General features: G+C 63.1%; 17 protein-coding genes. 5 read left to right on the top strand and 12 right to left on the bottom strand.

The window, feature by feature from the left end; genetic code table 11:
- Positions 1-64 precede the first annotated feature (64 nt).
- The 3 genes from AB8841_RS00235 to AB8841_RS00225 all read left to right on the top strand — a co-directional run bounded on the left by AB8841_RS00235 (position 65) and on the right by AB8841_RS00225 (position 1,917).
- Positions 65-703, top strand: a complete 639-nt coding sequence (locus AB8841_RS00235; protein ID WP_370433882.1) for a response regulator — start codon at positions 65-67, stop codon at positions 701-703.
- 344 nt (positions 704-1,047) lie between these two features.
- A complete protein-coding gene (locus AB8841_RS00230) occupies positions 1,048-1,398 on the top strand; it encodes a hypothetical protein (RefSeq protein WP_370433881.1) in 351 nt (116 codons plus the stop codon).
- Between the two features lie 204 nt (positions 1,399-1,602).
- Complete coding sequence (locus AB8841_RS00225) at positions 1,603-1,917, top strand: hypothetical protein (RefSeq protein WP_370433880.1); 315 nt, start codon at positions 1,603-1,605, stop codon at positions 1,915-1,917.
- A 944-nt stretch (positions 1,918-2,861) separates the two neighbouring features.
- Here AB8841_RS00225 and AB8841_RS00220 read toward each other — a convergent pair.
- The 6 genes from AB8841_RS00220 to AB8841_RS00195 are packed head-to-tail and all read right to left on the bottom strand — an operon-like array spanning position 2,862 to position 7,103.
- Positions 2,862-3,671 (bottom strand): IclR family transcriptional regulator, encoded by an 810-nt coding sequence (locus AB8841_RS00220; protein WP_370433879.1) that lies wholly within the window; start codon positions 3,669-3,671, stop codon positions 2,862-2,864.
- A 20-nt stretch (positions 3,672-3,691) separates the two neighbouring features.
- Positions 3,692-4,081, bottom strand: a complete 390-nt coding sequence (locus AB8841_RS00215; protein ID WP_370433878.1) for a RidA family protein — start codon at positions 4,079-4,081, stop codon at positions 3,692-3,694.
- 17 nt (positions 4,082-4,098) lie between these two features.
- The gene (locus AB8841_RS00210) at positions 4,099-4,869 is read right to left on the bottom strand and encodes an amino acid ABC transporter ATP-binding protein (RefSeq protein WP_370433877.1); all 771 of its coding nucleotides are present in this window, start codon (positions 4,867-4,869) and stop codon (positions 4,099-4,101) included.
- Between the two features lie 13 nt (positions 4,870-4,882).
- A complete protein-coding gene (locus tag AB8841_RS00205) occupies positions 4,883-5,542 on the bottom strand; it encodes an amino acid ABC transporter permease (protein WP_370433876.1) in 660 nt (219 codons plus the stop codon).
- A gap of 4 nt (positions 5,543-5,546) precedes the next feature.
- A complete protein-coding gene (locus AB8841_RS00200) occupies positions 5,547-6,209 on the bottom strand; it encodes an amino acid ABC transporter permease (RefSeq protein ID WP_370433875.1) in 663 nt (220 codons plus the stop codon).
- Between the two features lie 57 nt (positions 6,210-6,266).
- Positions 6,267-7,103, bottom strand: a complete 837-nt coding sequence (locus tag AB8841_RS00195; RefSeq protein WP_370433874.1) for a transporter substrate-binding domain-containing protein — start codon at positions 7,101-7,103, stop codon at positions 6,267-6,269.
- A gap of 512 nt (positions 7,104-7,615) precedes the next feature.
- On the opposite strand from AB8841_RS00195, the gene AB8841_RS00190 reads away from it, so the two are divergent.
- Together AB8841_RS00190 and AB8841_RS00185 are read left to right on the top strand one after the other, a co-directional pair.
- Positions 7,616-8,200 (top strand): acyloxyacyl hydrolase, encoded by a 585-nt coding sequence (locus AB8841_RS00190; protein ID WP_370433873.1) that lies wholly within the window; start codon positions 7,616-7,618, stop codon positions 8,198-8,200.
- A gap of 1,529 nt (positions 8,201-9,729) precedes the next feature.
- Positions 9,730-10,110 (top strand): DUF488 domain-containing protein, encoded by a 381-nt coding sequence (locus AB8841_RS00185; protein WP_370433872.1) that lies wholly within the window; start codon positions 9,730-9,732, stop codon positions 10,108-10,110.
- 140 nt (positions 10,111-10,250) lie between these two features.
- Here the strand turns inward: AB8841_RS00185 and AB8841_RS00180 are convergent, their stop codons facing one another.
- The 6 genes from AB8841_RS00180 to AB8841_RS00155 form a co-directional block, all read right to left on the bottom strand.
- On the bottom strand, positions 10,251-10,982 hold the full coding sequence (locus AB8841_RS00180) for a hypothetical protein (protein ID WP_370433871.1): 732 nt from the start codon (positions 10,980-10,982) through the stop codon (positions 10,251-10,253).
- A 317-nt stretch (positions 10,983-11,299) separates the two neighbouring features.
- A complete protein-coding gene (locus AB8841_RS00175; protein ID WP_370433870.1) occupies positions 11,300-12,703 on the bottom strand; it encodes a M20/M25/M40 family metallo-hydrolase in 1,404 nt (467 codons plus the stop codon).
- A gap of 1,211 nt (positions 12,704-13,914) precedes the next feature.
- Positions 13,915-16,212, bottom strand: coding sequence for an FdhF/YdeP family oxidoreductase (locus tag AB8841_RS00170; RefSeq protein WP_370433869.1), 2,298 nt, complete (start codon positions 16,210-16,212; stop codon positions 13,915-13,917).
- A 919-nt stretch (positions 16,213-17,131) separates the two neighbouring features.
- The gene (gene scpA, locus AB8841_RS00165; RefSeq protein WP_370433868.1) at positions 17,132-19,303 is read right to left on the bottom strand and encodes a methylmalonyl-CoA mutase; all 2,172 of its coding nucleotides are present in this window, start codon (positions 19,301-19,303) and stop codon (positions 17,132-17,134) included.
- Complete coding sequence (locus tag AB8841_RS00160) at positions 19,300-21,234, bottom strand: methylmalonyl-CoA mutase family protein (RefSeq protein WP_370433867.1); 1,935 nt, start codon at positions 21,232-21,234, stop codon at positions 19,300-19,302. Before AB8841_RS00160 ends, scpA begins: the two co-directional genes overlap by 4 nt.
- A complete protein-coding gene (locus AB8841_RS00155; protein ID WP_370433866.1) occupies positions 21,234-23,234 on the bottom strand; it encodes an acetyl-CoA carboxylase biotin carboxylase subunit in 2,001 nt (666 codons plus the stop codon). The genes AB8841_RS00160 and AB8841_RS00155 overlap by 1 nt, the downstream gene beginning before the upstream one ends.
- Positions 23,235-23,453 lie beyond the last annotated feature (219 nt).

The following is a 23,453-nucleotide window of genomic DNA, read 5'->3' as shown; positions in this document are numbered from 1 at the left end:
CAGGTGCATCCCCTATCGGCGGGAGGCCGGCAGGCACTACATCTCCCGACACGGAGGGAGGCCCATGACCGTAAGGATCCTGATTACCGATGACCATTCCATCGTCCGCCGTGGCCTCCGCACGCTCATCGAGGCGCAGCCGGGCTGGGAGGTCTGCGGCGAAGCCGAGAACGGCCGGATGGCCGTCGAGTTGGCCACCGTCAGTCCGCCGGACGTGGCGATCCTCGATTATTCGCTTCCGGTGCTCAACGGCCTCGAGGCAACCCGCCAGATCCGGCAGGCCTGCCCAAAGACCGAGGTTCTGGTCTACACGATGCACAACAACGAGGACGTGATACGCGACGTACTGAAAGCCGGAGCACGGGGATACCTGCTCAAGACCGAGGATGATGCCGAGATCATCAGGGCGGTTCAGGCCCTCCTGCGGAAGAAGCCGTACTTCTCTCCCCAGGTTTCCGAGACGCTTCTCGACACCTTCCTTGCGGGGGACAAGGTCGTGACGTCCGACACCCTGACGTCGCGCGAGCGGGAGGTCATCCAGCTTGTCGCCGAGGGCCAGACCAATAGGGAGATCGCCGAGCGCTGGTCGGTCAGCATCAAGACCGTGGAGACCCACCGCACCTCGGCCATGCGCAAGCTCAACCTGCGCTCCGGGGTCGAGCTCGCCCTCTACGCGGTTCGCAACAAGCTGGTCGAGCCGTGAGCATCGGCTGCTCCTCTCAGCAATATCCCTAGTCCCTTCCCGGGTCCTCGCCTGATTTCAATCCGGCTGGGGCCGTTGTTTGGTGGCGCCGGTGATGGTCCCATCCGGCGGCTCTGCTTTCCCGACCACTTTCGGTCCAGGAGGATGTCCGCCGCGTCCCGTAGCAGGCCGCGAGCGATGGCGCTCGGCCTGGCCAGGACAGCGATGGCACTTCGTCGAATCTGAAGCGCGCGGCCAATCCCTGGAGGGCCGTTGCCCGGCTTGAGAGGGCACTCATCGAGCGAAAGAAGCGATGAGCAGCCTCACGTGTCCCAGGGAACGGACAGCCTTTGGAGAAGAGCCAAATGAACCTGCGGCATTTTGAGCCTACGAATACCTCAACGGCGATGATGGATGCGGACGAGATCGAGCAGCGGATCATCCGGGCCTATGTGCAGCTTGCCTGCACGGAACAGGACACGGGCGGCTCCCGGACCGTGTCCGTGACCCGGCTCGGCCACCTCGAGATACGGCTGACCGAAGTTCCGGCGCGTGATTTGCCCCCTGACATGCCGTTGTTCTGGATGGAGGTCTACTCGCAAGCGGATCGCTCCGTCATCGATAGCTGCGGGCTCTTTGAGTTCGATGAGCAAGAGCTGGCGACGGCTGTCGAAATGATCGCAGGGGCAAGCAGGCAGAGCCGATCCATCCACTGATTAATCCAGGCAAAGAAGATTGAAGGGATAGAGGACCGATGAGCCATCGCCGTCTAAATCCCCAAGGATGATCTGCGCCGCGGCTTCCCGAACCCCGCGTGTGGCAAGGTACCGCCACGACGATAGGTATTTCGGGAGGATCACCAGCAGACCTCTTCCACGAACTTTAGACCGCCTGGATCCATAAAACGCGAGAAGAGCATTTTGGCCCGCTACTACTTCGATATCCACGATGGGATGCTCTTCGTGCGCGATGACGAGGGCACCGAGTTCAAGGACTTGGATACCGCCTTGCGCGGGGCTGTACAATCAGCCGGCGAGCTTGGCCGGAACAAGCAGGCGAAGGGCGATACCGGCGACGTCGTCATCACCGTCCGGGACGAAGAGAACCAGCGAATCTTCACCGTAACAGCCTCGATGAGGATTGAGCAGCATCCCGTGCCCCCTCAGCCCTCCCGCCCGCAGGACCTGGATTCCAATCAGCAGCCATGGGAAATGCGAACGAACAGCCTCGGATAGGTGCGCAGGCTCCTATCCGGGGAGAGCCGCGTCCCGCTTCTCTATCGATATACGGGAGGGGAGCCGGACCACGTGCTCCAGATCGCGAGAGCGATACGCTCTTTCCAAGAAGGGAGTATCGGGTGCAATCCCAAAAGGGCACATCAACTTCCCGCATCCGATGCTCCAAGCCCATAAGGATGCAAGCGCCACGTTCGGACTGCGGGATCTGCTTCGCTGAGGGCTATCTCACCTCAATCATCGCTGCACTGGCCAACTTGGCCGCGAGCGTTACTTGCTGATGAGGGTAAGGTCGTAAGAGCTCACATGAGCGGGAATGGCGATCCATGCGAACGAGAGTTCTGGGATGTGCGGCGGGGGCGGCTCTGTCCCTGGCTGCCTGCAACACGGTAACGCGCGGGGTTGAGGAGACGGTGACTATCACCACCAGCCCAGCGTCTGCGCGGATCTGGACATCTCTCGGGCACGAATGTCCCCACTCCCCGTGCGTCGTGAAGGTCAATCGAAAGGCGGAGTTCACCGCCTACGCGCAAGCCAGAGGATACAAACCAGTGTCCCTCCTCGTGAAACCGGTGCTCACCGACCAAGCCGCACCGGGGATGCTTGGAAACGCGATCCTCCCTGGCGGATCGGTTGGCCTCGTCTTGGATGCCGCAAACGGGGCCATGTTGGACCATAGGCCTAACCCAGCTCAAATTGACCTGGTGCCGGTTGGCCGGATCAGGCGCTAGAGTATCGGACGTGAAGAGTGGAATCCACTTTGGGATTGCATCCGATGCTTCCTCGTTGGAAAGAGCGCATCGTGCGAAAAATCGGGCCACTTTTTCGCACGATGCGCCGATGATGCGTCCTCGGCCGACAATCAAACAGGCAATCAGTGCAGAACAAGGCCATTGTGGCCAGCGACCCATGGCCTAGACAATTGCGGCAAAAGCCGCTTCGGCTCAAACCCGTGATGAAGAAACGCGTCTCGGACGGGACGTAAAACCAAGCTTTTCCGAGATCTCATGCGCCGCGTTCAGCAGGCTATCGAGATAGGCGGTGCGGTGACGCAACCCGTCCTCACGCGGTGCGACCAAGCAGAGAGTGGCGATGCAGGTATTGTCACCCTGATAGATCGGGACAGCGAAGCAATGGGTGAAGTTCTCCACCTCGCTGTTGAAGGTGAAGTAGCCGTCCCGCGTGGCAGCCCGCACCTGGGCGATGAAATCCGCAGGATCCAACGTCCTCCCATTCGGCAGGACAAAGTCCTCCGGCGGGATGAGATCGAGGATTTCGTGGTCCGAAAGGTGCGAGACGAGAAGACGCCCTGAAGCCGTCCACGGGATGGCGACGCGCTCGCCGACATTCGAGGATATGCGAAACGGACGGATCCCCTCGCGCATCATGGCGACCGTGTACTTGTTGCCTTCGAGGAGGCACATCTGCGCCGTTTCGCGGGTCTCCTCGGCGAGCTGGACCAGCATGCGGGCGCATTCGCGCATGAGATCGAACTCCTCGGCATAAGCCGTGCCGAGGAAATAGAGGCGACGGCCGAGGAAGATCCGCCCGTCACCTCCCTGATAGTCAAGCATGCCATGGCCGAGTAGCAGATTGACGAGTTCGTAAACCGAGGAGCGCGGTGCGCCGATCTCGGCGGCGATCTCGTTGGGCCGCATGGGCTGACGCTTCACGCGCAGGAATTCCAGGATCTCGAAAGCGCGATCCAGTCCCCTGGTCCGCCGGGTTACATTGTCGCTTGCGGACTCGGCCATGCTCGTCTCCAGCTCTCCTCTCAGGCGCGATCGGCGCGGTAGGCCACGCAATCGATTTCCACCTTGCAATCGACCATCATACGCGACTGAACGCAAGCACGGGCCGGCGGGTTCGCCCCGAAGTATTCCGTGTAGACGCCGTTAAAGCTCCAGAAGTCGCGCGGATCGTCGAGCCAGACGCCGACGCGCACGATATCCTCCAGGCCATAGCCAGCCTCCTTAAGGATCGCGATCATGTTCTCGATGGCCTTGCGGGTCTGGGCAACGATGCCGCCAGGCACGATCTCACCTTTTTCCATCGGCACTTGACCGGAAACATAAAGCCAGCCGTTGGCCTCGGTCGCACGGGCGAAGGGCAGCGGCTGTCCGCCCGCGCCGGTTTCCCCGGCACCGTAACGCTTGATCGTCATGAGGGCTCTCTTTCTTTCTAGTTGAAGCTGGAGGTCTTGAGGAACTCGGCGAGCCGTTCGGTTGTCGGCCGCACGAACATTTCCCTGGGGTTGCCTTCCTCGCAGATGACACCCTGGTTCATGAAGATGACGCGCGACGAGACCTCATAGGCGAAGCGCATCTCGTGGGTCACGAGCAGCATGGTCATGCCGTCGGCGGCGAGTCCCTTGATGACCTGGAGCACCTCGCCCACCAGTTCGGGATCGAGTGCCGAGGTCACCTCGTCGAACAGCATCAACCGCGGCGCCATGGCAATGGCACGGGCAATCGCAACGCGTTGCTGCTGGCCGCCCGACAGTTGGCCGGGATAATGGTCTACTCGGGCGGCAAGACCGACCCGGTCGAGCCAGGTCTCGGCGATGGCTCGTGCCTCGGACTTTGCCATCTTCTTGACCTTGATGAGCCCGAGCATGACGTTCTCTGCGGCCGTCATGTGAGGGAAGAGATTGAACTGCTGGAATGCCATTCCAGTCAGAGCGCGTTGGCGGGCGATCTCCTTCTCGCTTTTGCGGCGGCGCGTCGCGCCCTCGACATGATAGCCGATTTCCTCGCCGTCGAGTTTGATCGTGCCTCCCTGGAAATCCTCCAGCATGTTGATGCAGCGAAGCATGGTCGTCTTGCCGGAGCCGGATGAGCCGATGATGGAAATGACCTCGCCTTCCTGTACGGCACAGTCGATACCCTTGAGGACTTCGTGCTGCCCGTATGTCTTGCGCAGGCCCTTGATATCGAGAATGGTCTTGGCCATCGAAACGGTCTCCTCAGGACGGCAAGGCAGTCTTGCGCTCGACATACTTGCCGAAGCGCTCGATACCGTAGTTGACGATGAAATAGAGGGCGCCCGCCAGGAAGTAGAACTGGAGGCTCAGGAAGTTGCGAGAGATGATCTCCTGGGTCCGCAACAGCAGCTCCGCGACGCCGATGACAGACAACAGCGTCGAGGCCTTCACCATCTCGGCGGCCGTGTTCACCCAGGCCGGCAAAAACTGGCGCATGGCCTGTGGCCAGAGCACCGACGTGAAGGTCTGGGCGAAGGTCAGGCCGATCGCCTTCGCGGCCTCCGTCTGCCCCCTGGGGATAGCCTGAAGCGCACCACGCACGATCTCGCCCACATGAGAGGAGCAGAAGATCGCCAACGCGAGGACACCGGCTGCGAACGGCCCGAGATTGATGCCGACCGCAGAGGAGACGTAGTAGCTCGCGAGAACGAGAACGAGAACCGGCGTACCACGAATGATGTCCGTGTAAGCCCTTACCACAAGACGCAGCGCGACACCGCCATAGACCAGCGCCATGCCGACAAAGACGCCGAGCACGGAGCCTGCGAGAATGGCCAGCAGCGAGATCGATACCGACATGCCGAGGCCGCTCATGATGACGTAGCGTGCGATCCAGAGTTGATCGAAAAACGAGTGGGACATCGGCTTACCTCGGCAGGGCCAGTCGGCGCTCGACGAAACGCATCAAGGCGGCGATGAGGAAACAGGTCACGACGTAAAGCGCAGACGTGATCATCCAAGTCTCGATAACCCGGAAGCTCTCGACATTGATCTTGCGCGCGGCAAAAGTCAGTTCCGGCACGGCGATAGCAGCGGCGAGGGACGTATCCTTGAAGAGCGAGATCACGGTCGAGGACAAGGATGGTAGCACGTTGCGCACCATCAACGGTGCTATGATGGAGGTGCGGATTTGCATCGACGTCAGGCCAATCGCGAGCCCAGCTTCCGTTAGGCCCTTCGGGATAGACAGAAGTCCGGCCCGAAACACCTCGGCCAGATACGCGCCTGAGTAGATCGACAGCACCAGCACAAAGCTTTTTATCTTGTCGAGCCGGAAGCCTAACTGAGGCAGAGCGAAGTAGGCGAAGAGCACGAGGACGAGAATCGGCAGGTTGCGGAGCACCGTGACATAGAGTTGCGCGGGCGCAGCCGCCAATCGCTTCTTCGACGTCAGCGCGAAGGCCAAGACAAGGCCGATTGCCGCCCCGATCAGGATCGAGATCACCGCAAGGCCGAGGCTGAGCATCAGGCCGCTCAGGAGAAAATCGAAGTTGCGCCAGACGGCGCTGAAATTCAGCGTATAACCCATTGCGGACCGCCCTTTTCAGACTGGCGGAACGGGAGGAACTCCCGCTCCGCGCGGCCATTACTTGTATTCGACCGGGAAGCCGATCTGCGGCGGGGGCAGGTCCTTGCCGAACCAGGTCTTGAAGGACTTGGCATAGGTATCGAACTCCACGCCGGTCATGGCTTCATGCAAGGCGGTGTTGACGAAGTTCAGCCAGTCCTGATCGCCGCGCTTGACAGCGCAGGCATAGGTCTGCGGGTTCCAGCCGTAACCTGCATCCTTGTAGCGGCCCGGGTTCTGCGTCATGTACCAGGCGAGCGACGACTGATCGGTGGCCACTGCATCGGCACGGCCGGATTCCAGCGCCTGATAGATCAGGTCTACGGAATCATACTGATCCACGGTGGCTTGCGGCAAGGCAGCATGCACCATGGGCTCGGCATAGACGTTCTGGAGAACTGAAACGGTGACCGACGAGCCGGCCGCCTTGAGAGCGGCGTAGTCAGCATATTTGCCATCGGCCTTCAGCATCAAGCCGACACCTTCGCGATAATAGGGAATGGTAAAGGCGACCTGCTGCGCGCGCTCACCCGTCACGGTCATGAACTGGCAGGTGATGTCGACCTTGTTCGTTGTGATGTTCGGGATACGCGCGTCGGAGGACTGGTTCACGAACTCGATCTTGTTGGGATCGCCGAAGAGCGCCTTCGCGATGATGCGGCCCATGTCGATGTCGAAGCCCTGAAGCTTGTCGTCCGCACTTTTGAAATGCCAAGGCGCGTTGGTGCTGCCGGTCCCGAGCACGAGAGTGCCACGCTTCAGCACCTCATCGAGCTTGCTGGTCTGGGCCAGGGCAGGGGCGGACCCGAGGAGGGCGGCGGCCAGCATCAAGCCGGCACGAAGTGAAATGGTCATGATGTTCCCTCTAGTTCTCCGTATGTCCAATATTATGGACATGCGTCCAAATTATTGGATTAACGCATCAGGAGCGTTGGGGAATGTCTTGTCAAGGGGTAAGGCTGAAAAAGGACCGTCAGCTTGAGAGGCGGACTTTCAAGCGTGGCGGTGATTCGTCCCGTTTTGAGATTCCCGTGGCCTCCTCATCCCCGTTCCAGGTAGGCGCTCGATCGGCCGGGTATACTCGTCAATCGGGATATCGCGGCGTGAAACACTGCGCATGGGCCTAGGAATCAATGTTCCAAGGAGAGGCAGAATGTCCTGCCCGATTGGCTCAGCGGCCCCAGCCTTCTTGCACCCAGACCCACCGGCACTTGTGCCTGGAGCAAAAGATCCACGCTGCTCGACGGGCTTCTATCACCAGGATCCAGCACCGGCGAATTCTGATCGGCTACCCACTTTGCGGGTCGTGCGAAGATGCCCCTCATAGGGTATGAACAAGCAAGTGCAAGATCGTTGGGGGCGCATCCATGAAGCGGCTTCTCGTTGCGGCGCTGGCTTTGACTGCCGGTGGGACGGCCGTCAGCGCGGCGGACCTTCGTCCGCAAGATGCGACACCGCTCCCTCCCCTGCCGCGCTCCGCCCCGAGCTTTATCTCGGAAGTCCGCTTCGGCGTGACGGCGCAGGACCCGACTGGACCGGAAAGTGGATCGGCCAATTTGATCGGTGAGATTCTGTCGGTTCGGCCGTTCGCGGCAGCCGACCCGGTCCTCAATTCGTTGATTCCCCGCATCCATGTGGGAGGCAGCCTCAACCTCGCTGGCAACACCAGCTTCGGCTATGCCGGCCTGACATGGACCTTCGACATAACGCCGGCCATTTTTGTGGAAGGCAGCTTGGGCGGCGCTGTCCACAATGGCGAAACCGATCCAATCGACGACCATCACAACGCACTCGGCTGTACGGCCCTGTTCCGCGAGTCAGGTTCGGTCGGCATGCGTGTGACGGAAAACTGGACCGTGATGGCGACCGTGGAACACCTCTCGAATGCAGGCTTGTGCTCGAACAATCGTGGGCTCACCAATTTTGGCCTGAAGGTGGGCTACGCCTTTTGAGGGGAGGATGGAGCCGCGACAGGCTCACATTGGCACCGTCATGGCTGGACGGCATCCGTTGGGCAATGCGATTGTTGATGACGCAGTGTTGTCATGTCTGGACACGAGCTCGTCTGATCCGTCGGAGTCCGCTCCGGCCGTGAGGAGGCGGGTTCGGGTCGCGTCAAGACGGTGTCTATCGGATCCTGAAGCCGATATGACCTGAAGTCGTACCGGGAGGTCGTCCCTCCACGCGACGGTCCGATACCGGTGACAGTATCCGGGACGTCAAAAACAGGATCTGTCCTTCGGATGATTTTCTACTCCGTCAGGCGGCCAAGTCCCACGCCCTGCCGACGGACGAGAGCGAATGGTCCGGACGCCTCGGTGCTCCATTCCCGCTCCGAAAGACTCAAGCTGGTTCCCTGTCAGGGGGCTCGTCCGCACCTGGCGACCTGCCAGAGATCAGGGAAGGGATTGTCCGTCAAAGACTTAGCGCATCGTGCGGAAAAGTGGACCCGGTATTCGCTGACGCGGCCCTTCGGGTCCGCAATGAACGATGCGCTGCTCTAAGAAGGGAGCATCGGATTCAATCCCAAAAGTGGATTCCACTTTTCACGTCCGATGCTCTAGATCGAGCCTGCAGCCAAGGGGGCAGCAGATGACGGCCGATGAACTCCTGCAGACGAGGCTTCCTCACCTTGGCTGCTCTCTCGTCTTCTTCGTATTCATCATCCCTGTCCGGCGGCCAACCTCAACGGCGACATCGGACCAAAACCGGCAACCAGCCTCGCTTCCTCGGCTGAGGCAATACTCCGCCTGCTCGCGGGCTCGCTCGTAAGCGGCCCTGCCTTCGTATGCTATCAGAGACACGGCCTCATATTCGATCACCGTGAGCCCTCGAGCGGGAGGCTGTCGGCGAAACCAGTGCCGGATGCGTTGGAGGAGTTTCAGCATGAGACAATCTTCGCTTCAGACGATGATTTGATCAAGCCAACTGTGCAGGTTCTTTTCGCGAAGGGAGATCACGTGTCGTTGTTGCGTGAACATGCAGATGGATGGATCTCCGATGAAAAGTGCCGAGGGTAAGGACAAGGACACTTTCTTGGCTTTCAATACCGCTCCCGCAAAGCCGGCCAAGCGACCTCGGAGGAGGCAGCGAACTTCGCGAGAACAAAGGCAACAAGGATGTGCTCCTGGACGAGCGGTTCAACTCCGCTCCGAGGGCCAATACTCCCCACTTCGGGAACGATGTCGCTGAAGCAGACGAACCGGACGCTAGCGCATCGTGCGAGAAAGTGGACCCGGCTTTTCGTGAAAGGATGCTCGAAAACGGAAACCTACTGCGTCGGAGGCGGATTCGATTTCACGTCCGATGCCGTGGATGCGTAACCTCCAGGGAAATACTGCATTGCCTGCCCGGATCAAGCCTGCATTCGCAAAACTTCTCGAGTATAGGATCCAGACCCGCTCGGACGTTGTCACAAGGCCCGCGTGACACATAAAAAATATGTTCCCCCGATCACGCCGCAACGTTCAGGTCGTTCCAAATGAGCACAAAGGTTCCAGCTGCAAATGTCAGGCTCAAGCGGGCCTATGAGCCACCTGCTGCTCAGGATGGCACCCGTATTCTCGTCGACCGGCTTTGGCCCCGCGGGGTCTCCAAAGAATCCGCCGCTCTGGATGAGTGGATGAAGGACATCGCGCCAAGCGCCGATCTTCGCAAATGGTTCGGGCATGCCCCCGAGCGTTGGGAGGAATTCCGCAGTCGCTATGCGATGGAGGTGCACCAGAGGCCTGACCTTCTCGAGCGGCTGCAGTCCCTTGCACGGCGTGGGCCGGTCACATTGGTGTATTCAGCCCACGATGAAGCGCACAATGATGCTGTTGTTTTGAGAGACCTCATTCTGGATCACCGGACGAAAAGTTAGACTCTCCGGTTTTCCCCTGAGCGAAACCGTGATCTTCTGATGGCAGGAGGGATCATGGCCGGGCGCTACTCCCTTGATTGACGTGTCCATATCGCGACCGTCGTTGAAGCCGGCCACTCCCTTCGGGCGCAGGATAGAGGTCAGCCGTGAGCCGGTTCGTCGCTCGGTGGAACTCTCCGTCGTTCCGATCGCTGCGCAGCCTCTACGGCACATTTCTCGACATGAGCCGCCCGATTAATGACCTGGAGATTGGGAACGCCCCAGAAGGCCAACAGGTCCGGCCAAGATTTCACACGATGTTGGGACCAGACTGCGAAGAGCGGAACACGATGGTCCACCTCGGCGGTTCGCAGCAGACGACGTCCCGTCGTCGCGCATTTCCTGTTCTGGCGCAGCTTGAGCGCTCTCACATGATCGGCTGGCGCGGTCCAGAGCTGCCAAGCGACGACACAAGCGGCATGCCAAGTGGCATTCTTGTTGGATGTGCCGTCACCCCAGAGATCGCGGTGCCATCCCAATCGATAGACAGGCTGCCCACAGACGCAGCAGTGCCCTGGTCCAAGCGAGAAGGCTGGCTCGCGGTACGGAGATGGCGGCGCCCGGAACGACATCGGCACTCCCTCTTCCTTACCGGAACCGAGACGCCACTGCCAACCAGCGGGTTGCCCGCTCTTGGCCGCGAGTGCCCGAGCCAACCGATCTGCCAGAAGCGGACGATGACGCCAATACGACTCGATGGCGCGCCGTTGCGTGGGCGGAATCAACGGCTGCCTGTGCGCATGCGATAGAACGCATGCAGGAAAGTGCTCCGACAGGCGCCTCTCCAATCGGGCTCGCGCCTTTTCGTTTCTCTCGTCTCGCCAGCCCGACATCTCAGATCGACCACTTCATGGGATTCATTTTCAATTGCGCAGCCCCTATCCACAATCTCAAGGCGCATGAGCAAGATGCCCGACAGGCGTTGACCAGCCATTAATCTTATGGAGGCCAGTTTGGTCGTACGCTTTCCGTCGTACCGGGCCCGGCATTGACACGAGGGCCTCGGACGCGGGACGTGGATTTACCCTTTTCGGCTTCCATCCAATGCTCCCTTCTCAGATGAGCGCATCGTTCTCTGAGATGCCCGCAAACCACTTTCGCTTCATTTCTGGACCCTCTTCTCAGTTTTTTGCTCGATATCATCGTGCGTCTACACACCCGCGAACTGGCGCAGAATGCTGGCCACATGCTTCGTGGTCAGGAACTGATCCTCGATGGCGATGTTCTCGTTCGGTGCGTGAGCCCGGCTATTTGCATGCCCGACTCCCAACGCGACGATCGGCATTTCCGGCACGTATTTGAACACGTAACGCGGTCCGGTTCCCGGCGAGCTCGGCATGATCACAACCGGCCGCCCGTAGACCTCCGCGCCGGTTCGGCTCACCAACTGCACGAAGGGATGGTCGACCGCTGTCCGGTAAGGCCAGGCCCCGGCCTTATTGCTGATGATCTCCACATCGCCGAAGCCGTTCTTTTGCAACTGGAGAGCGATCTTCGCCGCAATGTCGTCCGGGTCCTGGTCACCGACCAGGCGGCACTCGATCCGGGCAAACGCTTCGGAAGGGATGATGGTTTTATGGCCGGGACCCGTGTAACCACCGGTGATTCCCTGGATATTGAATGACGGTGTGTAGTAGAGAGCGTGATTGACCGAGAGATTATCATTGCCCGACATCAGCTCCGTCAGGCCGAGCTTGCGCGCCTGGGCCACTCCATTGGCCGGCGTGTTGCGACACAGCTCCTCATCGGCCGGGGAGAGAGGCGGAACGCCGTCATAGAAGCCATCGACGAGAATAGTACCATCGGAACTCCGCAGACTCGCGAGCGCCCAGATCAGACGCCAGATCGCGTTGGGATAGATATTGGCCTTTCCTGAGTGCGAGTCCGTATTGGCCGTGCGAACCCGCAACTCGAACGAGTGCATTCCCTTGTTCCCGAGGGCGACACTCGGATTGCCGGCATCATCGCGACGGGCATTTTCCCAAATACACGCGTCCGCCGCAAGAAGGTCCCGATAGCGCTGGACTGTTCCTGGAAGACTGGGAGAACCGGACTCTTCTTCCCCCTCGAAGAGAAATTTCACCGTTACGGGAAGGCTACCTCTCTCCTTGAGGACGGATTCAACGGCGTGGATCCGTGACATCAAGGAGCCCTTGTTGTCGTCGGAGCCCCGCGCGAAAAGGTAGCCGTCGCTGATCGCCGGCTCGAAGGGATCGCGGCTCCAGGCCTCGTAGGGTTCCGGCGGCTGCACATCGTAATGATTGTAGAACAGGATGCTGCGAGGGCTGTCCCCCTTGATCTCGCCATAGACGATGGGAAAACCGGAGCTTTCGAGCAGCTGGGTCTGCGCGCCCAGGGATTGAAGCCGCCGGACCAGCCAATCTGCGGCGGCCTGCATCGGCTCCATGTCCCCTCGCGCCGAAATAGTCGGCATCCTCAAGAATGCGATAAGCTCCTCAAGGTAGGTTTCCCGTATCTCTGCCTGATCAAGATAATCGCCGGTCTGTGGGCCGTTCTTTGACCCGCTCTCCAATGAGCGCAAAGACTCTGACATAAGTTCCCCGCTTGTCATGATAACGTCGAACAAATCGGAGCAATCGCAAAGAGCATGGCTTTACTGTCCGGACAGCACCCGACACCGATCATCGCGAGGATGGCCGTACAGAGATCGTCGATGCGTCAGGTATGACCATGACCACTCCAGCTTCTCCTGATCACGGACTCAGTGGAACCCAGAGCCATGGATTGGGTCAAACCTTTTATGATGAGCTGAATCAATGCGGAGAATGCAAGCGACTCGGACGCACCTGAACCAGGCGGACAGACAGCACTCCCCCTGAACGAAAGGGTGGACAGTGCACGACAGATCTGTAACGGACGCTGCCGAGGATGGATGAGACCGGGATGGAGGCCGACCAAAGACCGCTGCATGTGCGCGGCTGGTGCCTTGCGATGCGGTCCCGTGATATGGGCATCATCTGGCGACGAATGCTGCATAATTGGGATGAGTTTCACAACGGCTTCGTCGTCGGTCCAGGTCCGAGGTCTCGGGGTGCGAAGTTCAACTTGACGAGAACATCATAGACCGAGCTGGGATCGCATGAAGCGTGCTGTGCGGCGCAGTGGTCGAAAGCTCTGATGTATTCGTCGCACCGATGCGACCTCGTTGGCCGCTCGATTTTTGTGCATTTCGAATATGCCTGCCGGATTGCGGCGGATATGTCGGACGGACGATGGAGCTCCTGCACGTCGGTAAGTTTTTGGTGCGCAAGGATGATGGAGGCTGGTCCCGCCAGGACGGCGAGCGCTATGAAGCCGGGATGGATCTTTCGCATCGCCTTATCTCGCGTTTCTATGGTTAACGCGAAGTTAATCAAGCCGTTTTGAGGTGAAAGACCGAAACCCATAATGCCCTACAGCATCGGGTGTGACATCGAACCCGTGTCCGACGCTGTCAGTCTATGGTCCCGAGCATCTTTTCACGCAAAATCGGTTACCACTTCTCGCGTTCGGTGCTCCACTCCTTCAGTGGTGCATCGTTCGGCGCGGACCCGAAGGGCCACGTTCGTGAAAACCGGGTCCACTTTTCGCTGCGCGGCCCGCCGGGGCCGCACGATGCGCTAGGGTGACAATCCGCACAGGCCGAAGGTGAGCGCAGCACCATGCACCTGCGCCCCATCCAGCTCCCGTTCGACCTGCATCAATGTTTGCCACAGAGCCGTCTGCGGAGGAGCTAGGCCGCAACAGGTCCCTTCCGGCGCCTCTTCACGCATCTCCTCCATCATGACGGATGCGAACCGGCACGCCCTTGTAGGCGGGTGTCTTGGACAACTCGTCATGATAGTCTACGGGGATCAGTGGATTGGCCTCGGGATAATAGGCCGCGACGCAAGCATCCGGAAGGTCGTAGGGGACGACTTTCAGCCCCCGCACGACCCGCTCGGTGCCATCCTCCACCGCACATTCGACGGTCACCACTTGCCCCTCCGAGAGGCCCCGCCGCCCCATCTCCTCGGGGTTGATGAGGAGAATGTCGCGCGGCCCCGATAGTCCCCGCAAGCGGTCTGAAAAGCCATAAATCGTGGTGTTGAACTGGTCGTTGGAACGCAGCGTGATCAGTGTGATCTCCTCGCCCTCGGGTGGTTTGCCCAGGGCAGTCAGCACCTCGGGTGCGGTGAACTGGGCCTTCCCGCTCTCCGTCTTCCACTCGCGGTCGCGCGCGGAGTTGCCCCGATAGAATCCGCCCGGCGTGAAGAGCCGTCCGTTGAAGTCACCGAATTTATCCGGGTAGGTGGCCTCGATCAGGTCGCGGATCTGCCCATAATCACCCGTCCACTCGTCCCACTTCACCTTGGGATTCGGAGGCAGCGTCGCCTTGGCGATTCCCGCCACGATAGCGACTTCGGACTTCAGATGCGGCGAGGCTGGACCGCGCTTGCCCAGCGAGCCGTGGATCATGCTCAGGCTGTCCTCCATCGTCACTGCCTGCGGCCCTGTCGCCTGCATATCTTCCTCGGCCCGCACCAGGCAGGGCAGCAGCCAGGTGGCCCGTCCAGGCAGCAGGTGCGAGCGGTTGAGCTTGGTTGCGACATACACGTTGAGGTCGAGACCGCGCCAGGCCTCTTCGGCGCGCTCCCGGTCGGGGATCGCACGGGCAAGATTGCCGCCCAGGGAGATGAAGCCCCGCACGGAGCCATCGAGCAGCCCCTCGACCAGATTTACGGTGGAGCGTCCTTCTTCCTGCGGCGGCTCGAAGCCGAAGAGCTCCCTGAGCTTGTCCATCGGCACGTTCTTAGGCTTCTCGGTGATCCCCACGGTGCGCTGGCCCTGCACGTTGGAATGCCCTCGCACGGGCGAGATGCCGGCCCCCTCCCGTCCGATGTTGCCGCGCAGCAGGAGCAGATTCACGAGCATGGCGAGGTTGAGCCACCCCCTGACATGCTGGGTTAGTCCCATCCCGTAGATGCCGATCGTGTTCTTCGACGTGGCATAGATCTCCGCCACCTCGTCGAGCTCCTCGCGGCGCAGACCGGATTCCCTTTCGATCTCCTCCCAGGACACCTCGCCGAGCCGCGCCGTGAGTTCTTCCAATCCTGTCGTGTTCGCCTCGATGAAGGCCCGGTCGAGAATCCCGCCTCCTCTTTCGGCGTCAAGCTCCAGCACGCGCTTACACATCCCCGCGAGCGCCGCGATGTCGCCGCCGGGGCGGACCTGGAGGTAGATATCCGAGATTCGGGTCGCGGGCTTCACCGTCATTTGGGCGGGGTTCTGGGGATCCGCAAACTCGACGAGTCCTCTCTCGCGGATCGGATTGAAGGTAACGATCTTGCAACCGCGTTCCTTCGCGGACTTGAGCGTATGGAGAAAACGGGGCGAGTTGGTCCCCGTGTTCTGCCCGAAGAACAGGATCAGGTCGCAATGATCGAAGTCCGACAGCACGCAGGTGCCCACTCCGATTCCAATCACTTTTTCGAGTCCCACGCTCGTGGTCTCGTGGCACATGTTGGAACTGTCGGGCAAGTTGTTGTGTCCGTAGAGCCGCGCGAATAGCGCGTAGAGATAGGCGGTCTCCAGGCTGGCCTTGCCGGACATGTAGAAGACGGTCGTTTTGGGGTCGAGTTCTCTGAGCTTCGCTCCGATCCCCTCGAAAGCCTCGTCCCAGGTCGTCTCGACATAGCGGTCCGAAGCGGCGTCGTAACGCATCGGATGGGTGAGCCGCCCCGTCTCCTCCAACTCGTGGTCCGACAGGCCGCGCAGCTCGGTCACGCTGTGTGCGGCGAAGAAGTCGGGCGTGCAACGGTCGCGCGTGAGATCCCAGATCGTCGCCTTGGCGCCGTTTTCGCAGAACTCGAAGAGGTGGGGCTGCGCAGGCTTGGTCCAGGCGCAGGAGGTGCACATGTGCCCGCCCGGCTTGTTCTGGCGCATCAGCGTGCGGAAGGCGCCGAAGGACGGCTTCTGATCGGCAAGGATGCGACCGACTCCCTTGAGTGATCCCCAGCCGCCGGTGGCGTCCTCATAATGGGGTGTGTCCGGACGCTGAACGGTTTCCTCGGGCTTGCTCATCGGGTCCCCCTACGACGGTTATGCTAATGGACTGACGCGGCTCAGTTCGGAACAAGCCTGGACGCTGGAAGTTCCATCTCTCCGTGGGAACGACCGCCATTCGATACCGTTGACCAGCTCGCCCGAACCGCTCACCACCCCAGGGCATGGCAGGGGCCGCGCGCCACCTCCGGCACTGGGTACAGCCATCCCAAAGGATGGAGCCGATCAATGCACTCGGGGATGGCGCACCCGATCATCTGGCGGGTGCGGATATGACATCTCTCGAGACGAGATCACGCGGTCGATCGCATCGATGCGGTCGACCACTGCAATCGGCTCAGGAACGACCTCATTGCGAAAGGCATGGGCCGATGGCTGGCGAGCCCGCCTCCCGTTCGGCATGACCAACTCCCGAATGCACAAGGGAAACGAATGCCGCGGTCGGGGCCCGAATATGCGCGCACGCAGGCAGCTGTACAGCTGTACGCTGCACATATGTCAGGTTCTCCGAGTCAGGCGGTCCGCACCAAGAGCGCCGTTGAGTTGGGGCGGGATCATGAAGAGGTCCCCGACGAGACCGTAATCGGAGACCCGGAAGATGGGCGCCCCTGGCTCTCTGCGCGCCCAGGAGCGTCTCCATGTCCTACGGCTCGGCCCATCGCCTCGATAACCAACGGATTGTATCGGCCACCCGGATACCGACACGTGCCTCAAGCACATGCCAGCATGCGAGTGGAGGCGCACGCCTGACCTTCCAGGATCATGGCAGCCTCTTTCTCGGCCATCATTTCTCGACCATCGCGACGAAGAGCTCCGCCTACTGCGTGAGCCCGGTCGTCGGCGCCCGACCTGCAGGGCTGGCGCCGACAATCACGACGTCGAATTCCAGCGATTCACGGGAGGGACGATCGGACAATCACGACGCCGTTTGTTCCGCTCACTCCGCGGCGTGATTGGGGCCGTATCCGAGGCGGCGGTTGAGATCGTCGATGAGGGTGACGGCGGCGTCCGCGATCACCGTGCCGGGCGGGAAGATCGCCGCGGCGCCGGCTTGGTAGAGCGCCGCGAAATCCTGCGGCGGGATCACGCCGCCGACCACGATCATGATGTCCTCGCGCCCGAACTGCGCCAGCTCCCGCCGCAGCTCCGGCACCAGGGTCAGGTGCCCGGCCGCCAGCGACGACACCCCGACGATGTGCACGTCGTTCTCGACCGCCTGGCGCGCGGCCTCCGCCGGGGTCGCAAACAGCGGCCCGATGTCGACGTCGAAGCCGAGATCGGCAAACGCCGAGGCGATCACCTTCTGGCCGCGGTCGTGCCCGTCCTGGCCCATCTTGGCGACCAGAATGCGCGGCCGGCGGCCGTCGGCGTGCTCGAATGCCGCCACCCGCCGGCGCACCGTCTCCACCGCCGGCGAGGCGGTCCCGACCTCCCGCTTGTAGACGCCGGCAATCGCCCGGATCTCGGCCCGGTGGCGGCCCCAGACCCGCTCGAGCGCGGCCGAGATCTCGCCCACCGTTGCTTTCGCCCGTGCGGCTTTGACCGCTAAGTCGAGCAGGTTGCCGGTGCCGGCCGCGCCCTGGGACAAGGCGTCGAGGGCTGCATCCACCTCCGTCTGGTTGCGCTCGGCGCGCAGCTTTTTCAGCTTCTCGATCTGCTGCGCACGCACGGCCGCGTTGTCGACCTTCAGGATGTCGATGGAAGCCTCGTCCGTGGGACGGAAGGCGTTCACGCCAATGATCTTCTGGTGGCCGGAATCGATGCGCGCCTGGGTGCGGGCGGCGGCTTCCTCGATCTTCAGCTTGGGGATGCCCGCCTCGATCGCCTTCGCCATGCCGCCGAGCGCCTCCACCTCCTGGATATGGCGCCAGGCCGTGGCGGCGAGTTCCCTGGTCAGGCGCTCGACGTAATAGGAGCCGCCCCACGGGTCGATGATCCGGGTGGTGCCGCTTTCCTGGGCCAGAAACAGCTGCGTGTTGCGGGCGATCCGGGCCGAGAAGTCGGTGGGCAGTGCGAGCGCCTCGTCGAGCGCGTTGGTGTGCAGCGACTGCGTATGGCCTTGCGTCGCCGCCATCGCCTCGACACAGGTGCGCACCACGTTGTTGAACACGTCCTGGGCGGTCAGCGACCAGCCCGAGGTCTGGCTGTGGGTGCGCAGAGGAAGCGACTTCTCGGATTGCGGATTAAAGCCGTTGACGAGCTTGGCCCAGAGCAGGCGCGCGGCGCGCAACTTGGCGACCTCCATGAAGAAGTTCATGCCGATCGCCCAGAAGAACGACAGCCGCGGCGCGAACTGGTCGATGGCAAGCCCGGCGGCGAGGCCGGCGCGGATGTATTCGACGCCGTCGGCGAGCGTGTAGGCGAGCTCGAGGTCCTGGGTCGCGCCGGCCTCCTGCATGTGGTAGCCGGAGATCGAGATCGAGTTGAACTTCGGCATATGGGCCGCGGTGTAGGCGAAGATGTCGGAGATGATGCGCATCGAGCCTTGCGGCGGGTAGATGTAGGTGTTGCGCACCATGAACTCTTTGAGGATGTCGTTCTGGATCGTGCCGGCGAGCTGTTCGGCCGGCACGCCCTGCTCTTCGGCCGCCACGATGAAGAGCGCCAGGATCGGCAGCACGGCGCCGTTCATGGTCATCGAGACGCTCATGCGGTCGAGCGGGATGCCGGCGAACAGGGTGCGCATGTCGTCGAGCGCGTCGATGGCGACGCCGGCCATGCCGACATCGCCGGCGACGCGGGGATGGTCGGAATCGTAGCCGCGATGGGTGGCAAGGTCGAAGGCGACCGAGAGGCCCTTCTGGCCGGCCGCGAGGTTGCGGCGGTAGAAGGCGTTGGAGGCCTCGGCGGTGGAGAAGCCGGCATACTGGCGCACGGTCCAGGGCTGGGTGACGTACATGGTCGGGTAGGGCCCGCGCAGATACGGGGCCAGCCCCGGAAAGGTGTCGAGAAAGTCGATCCCGGCCCGGTCGGCCGGGCCGTACGAGCCCTTCACGGCGATGCCCTCCGGCGTCAGCCACGCCGCACCCTCCGGTGCGGCCGGCCCAGCGGGCGAGACCTGCAAACCACCCGCCCAGCCAAGCTGCGAAAAATCCGGTATGCGTGTCATTGAACTCTGCCCTCTCCTCGATTTGAGGTGGGTTCCTCAATGGCTGAACGGATCGAAGCGACTGCAGCCAACACATCGCATCCGTAGTGGATAAAATCTTGAACCCCCGCCAAGCGGAGTGCATCCTCGCGAAGGACCGGACGTCCAGCCATATACACGAGCGAGGCCCCTGCCCTCTTCAGTTCTCGAGCTGCTTCTTCAGCTGCTGTCTCGTTCGGCGTGATTGCGGCCTCAGCTGGTCCAGAATAAACCTCATCCGATGAACAGATGCAGACGATCTGCGAGCCTGATGCAGCAAAGGCAGCTGTAAGGGCATGAGGAGCCGGAAATCCATCATTCATCAGGGCTTCGATGCCGCCGGCCTCGAAGACGTTCTTGGCAAAGCTCGCCCGGGCCGTGAACGCGGAGACCGGCCCGAGATTGGCCAGAAACACTCTCGGGCGCGCGCCCGTCCGGGCCAGATGCGCGTCCGCCCAGTCGCGCAGGCGCTCGAAGCCTTCAGCCGTGCGCCGCGACGGCAGCGGCGTCACCGTCACGGCGGCCGGGCCGGGCTGCGGCGGCGGCGCAGGAACGGCCGGCCGCAGCACCGCCACCGGCGCCTCGTGCAGGTTCGGGAACGCGCTCGTGCCGGTGATCGGCTCCTGGCCGGTCGCAACCGCCCGCTCGCGCCGGGCGCGCACCGCCGCGATCCGGCCCTGCAGCGCGCCCTGCTGCAGGCTCGCGACCAGGCCGCCCTCGCGCTCGAGCGCCTGCAACAGGCCCCAGGCGCGCTCGCACAAGCCCTCGGTGAGCGCCTCGAAGCCGCCGGCGCCGGCGGCCGGATCGGCCACGCGCCAGAGCTGGGCTTCCTCGAGCAGGATCAGCTGGGTGTTGCGCGCCAGCCGGCGCGCCAACGCATCGGGCAGGCCCAGCGCCGCCGTGAACGGCAGCACCGTGATCGCATCCGCGCCGCCGATCCCGGCCGCGAAGGTGGCGAGCGTGGCGCGCAGCAGGTTCACCCACGGATCGCGCCGCGTGGTCATGCGCCAGGCGGTCTCCGCGTGCAGGCGCAGCGGGCGCGGCGCCAGGCCGCAGGCCTGCTCGATCCGGGCCCAGAGCCGGCGCAGCGCCCGGAACTTCGCGACCGTCAGGAACTCGTCGGCATCCGCCACCAGCAGGAAGGCCAGGCTCTGGCGCGCGGCATCGAGGGAATGGCCCTGCGCCTCAAGCGCGCGCAGATAGGTCAGCGCGGTCGCCAGCACCGCCGCCAGCTCCTGCGCCTCGCTCGCGCCCGCCTCGTGGTAGGCGCGCCCGTCGGCCAGGAAGGCCCGGCCGGCAAAGCCTTTTGCGCTCAGATCCGCGAGCACCGCGCCCATGCGGGCCGCCACCGCGTCCCAGGGCGCGGAGAGGTGTCCCAGCGCGGCCATCGCACCGAGCGGATCGAGGCCGAGATCGAGCGAGAGCTCGGCGAGCCTGTGCCCGCGCTGTTCGGCCAGCGCGACGAGGCGCTCGGCCATGACCCGGCCGTGGCCGCCGGCATCGAGGCGCAGATGGATCAGGTCGAGCCGGATCTCGGCGAGCGCCTGGTCGAGGGCTGCGGGCGTGGCGGCCGCGACGCCGAAGCCGCGCGCGGCCGGGGCGTGGCGGGTGACCAGGGTCAGCGCGTCCGCGCCGCCGTCGAGATCGGCGAGGGCGAGATCGCGGGCCGTGGCGGGCTCGGGATGGTCCATCCGCTGCGCCACCCGCCAGCGCCCGGCCTCGGCGCGCGCGATCCCGGCCGCGCCCTCGGCCTTGGGATAGAGCGGCTCGATCGCAAGCCCGTCCTGGCTGCGCGCGACCAGCGTCTGGACGAAATCGGCTCCCTTCAGCACGGCCTCGACCCGCGCAAGCCACTGCTCGCGGGTGGCGGCAGGAAAATCAGCGGCAAAAGACACATCGTCCATCGCCACCATTACGCAAACTCCATGATGGTGGCATCGACGGCGAGGCTATCGCCTTCCTTGGCGTGAATTTTGGCGATGGTGCCGTCGCGCTCGGCGCGCAGCACGTTTTCCATCTTCATCGCCTCGACGATGCACAACGGCTCGCCCGCCTTGACCTCCTGGCCGGGGCTGACGCTGATCGCCTTCACCAGGCCGGGCATCGGGCACAGCAGCCGCTTGCCCGTATCCGCCTCCTGGCGCGCCGGCATCAGCGCGGCCAGCTCCGCCTCGCGCCGGGTATAGACCCGCACCTCGGCCGCCGCGCCCGCATGCGCCAGCGCCACCCCGTTGAGGAGCGGCCGCACCTGCACGGCGATGGCCTCGCCCCCGACCGTGCCGGTCCAGACCGGCTCGCCCGGCCGCCAGGCCGACACCACCGGCCAGGACTGGCCGTCGAGCACCACGGCAACGCCGCCGTCGCGGTCCTCGATCACCACGTCGTACCGGGCGGCGCCGAGCAGCACGACCCGCTCCCGCTCGAACCGGAGCGCGGCGGCCGGGCGCAGCTGGCCCGAGATCTGGCGCTTGCGCTCGTTCATGAGGTGATCGATCGCCGCCGCCACGGCCGCCATGCGAAGCGCCACCGCGCCCTCCGGCGCCGGCACCGTGAAGCCGTGCGGGAACTCCTCGGCGAGAAAGCCGGTCGAGAGCTTGCCGCTCTTCCAGCGCGGGTGCTGCATCAGCGCCGAGAGGAACGGAATGTTGTGGCGGATGCCGGCGATCGCGAAGGCATCGAGCGCCTGCGCCTGGGCGGCGATCGCCTGCGCGCGGGTCGGCGCATGCGTCACCAGCTTGGCGATCATCGGATCGTAATGGATCGAGATCTCGCCGCCCTCATCGACGCCGGTGTCGGTGCGCACGCTCACGCCATCCGCCGTGCCCTCCGGCGGCGGCCGGTAGGTGACGAGGCGGCCGGTCGAGGGCAGGAAGTTGCGCACCGGATCCTCGGCATAGATGCGGCTTTCCACCGCCCAGCCGCTAAGCCGCACGTCGGCCTGGCGCAGGCGCAACGGCTCGCCGGCCGCGACCCGGATCATCTCCTCGACGAGATCGATGCCGGTGATCATCTCGGTCACCGGATGCTCGACCTGCAGGCGGGTGTTCATCTCGAGGAAGTAGAACGCCTTGTCCTGGCCGGCGACGAACTCGACGGTGCCGGCGGAATCGTAGCCGACCGCCTTGGCGAGCGCCACCGCCTGCTCGCCCATGCGGCGGCGGGTGGCCGCGTCGAGCAGCGGCGAGGGCGCCTCCTCGATGACCTTCTGGTTGCGGCGCTGGATCGAGCATTCGCGCTCGCCGAGAAAGATCACGTGGCCGTGCTTGTCGCCGAGCACCTGGATCTCGATGTGGCGCGGATCGGTGATGAACTTCTCGATGAAGACGCGGTCGTCGCCAAACGATGAGGCCGCCTCCGACTTGGCGCGCGCGAAGCCCTCGGCGACCTCGGCGGCGGCATGGGCGATGCGCATGCCCTTGCCGCCGCCGCCGGCCGAGGCCTTGATCATCACCGGGTAGCCGATCTCGTCGGCGATCGCGACCGCCTGGTCGGGGCCGTCGATCACGCCGAGATAACCCGGCACGGTCGAGACCCCGGCGGCGGCGGCGGCCTTCTTGGACGCGATCTTGTCGCCCATGGCGGCGATCGCGCCGGGATGAGGCCCGATGAACACGATGCCGGCCTCGGCCAGGGCGGTGGCGAAGGCCTCGCGCTCGGACAGGAAGCCGTAGCCGGGATGGACCGCCTGGGCGCCGGTCGCCTGGCAGGCCGCGACGATCTTCTCGATCGCGAGATAGGACTGGGCGGCCGCGGCCGGGCCGATCGGGACGGCCTCGTCGGCCATCTCGACGTGCAGGGCGTCGCGATCGGCCTCGGAATAGACCGCCACCGTCTTGAGGCCCATGCGCCGGGCGGTCTTGATCACCCGGCACGCGATCTCGCCGCGGTTCGCAATCAGAATCTTGTCGAACATGAATCAGGTCTATCCAAGGGAAGGAGGAACGATGGGCCGGCAGGGCAGTTCGAGAATAGTTCACAGGCCATAATGGGAGCAGTCAGCTCGCGAACGTTGAAGGGGCGGCCGCGCGCTCGTCTGAATTTCGTTCACTGATGGACCAGAGGAGCCGGGACATCTCGTCGATACGGCTGTGCGCTTCATCTCTACCGTTACCAAGCTCACCAACGTCCCACA

This window comes from Microvirga sp. TS319, from assembly GCF_041276405.1.
GTDB lineage: Bacteria > Pseudomonadota > Alphaproteobacteria > Rhizobiales > Beijerinckiaceae > Microvirga.
Note: the sequence above shows the minus strand (reverse complement) of the source record. Positions and strands in the feature narration are given on the sequence as shown.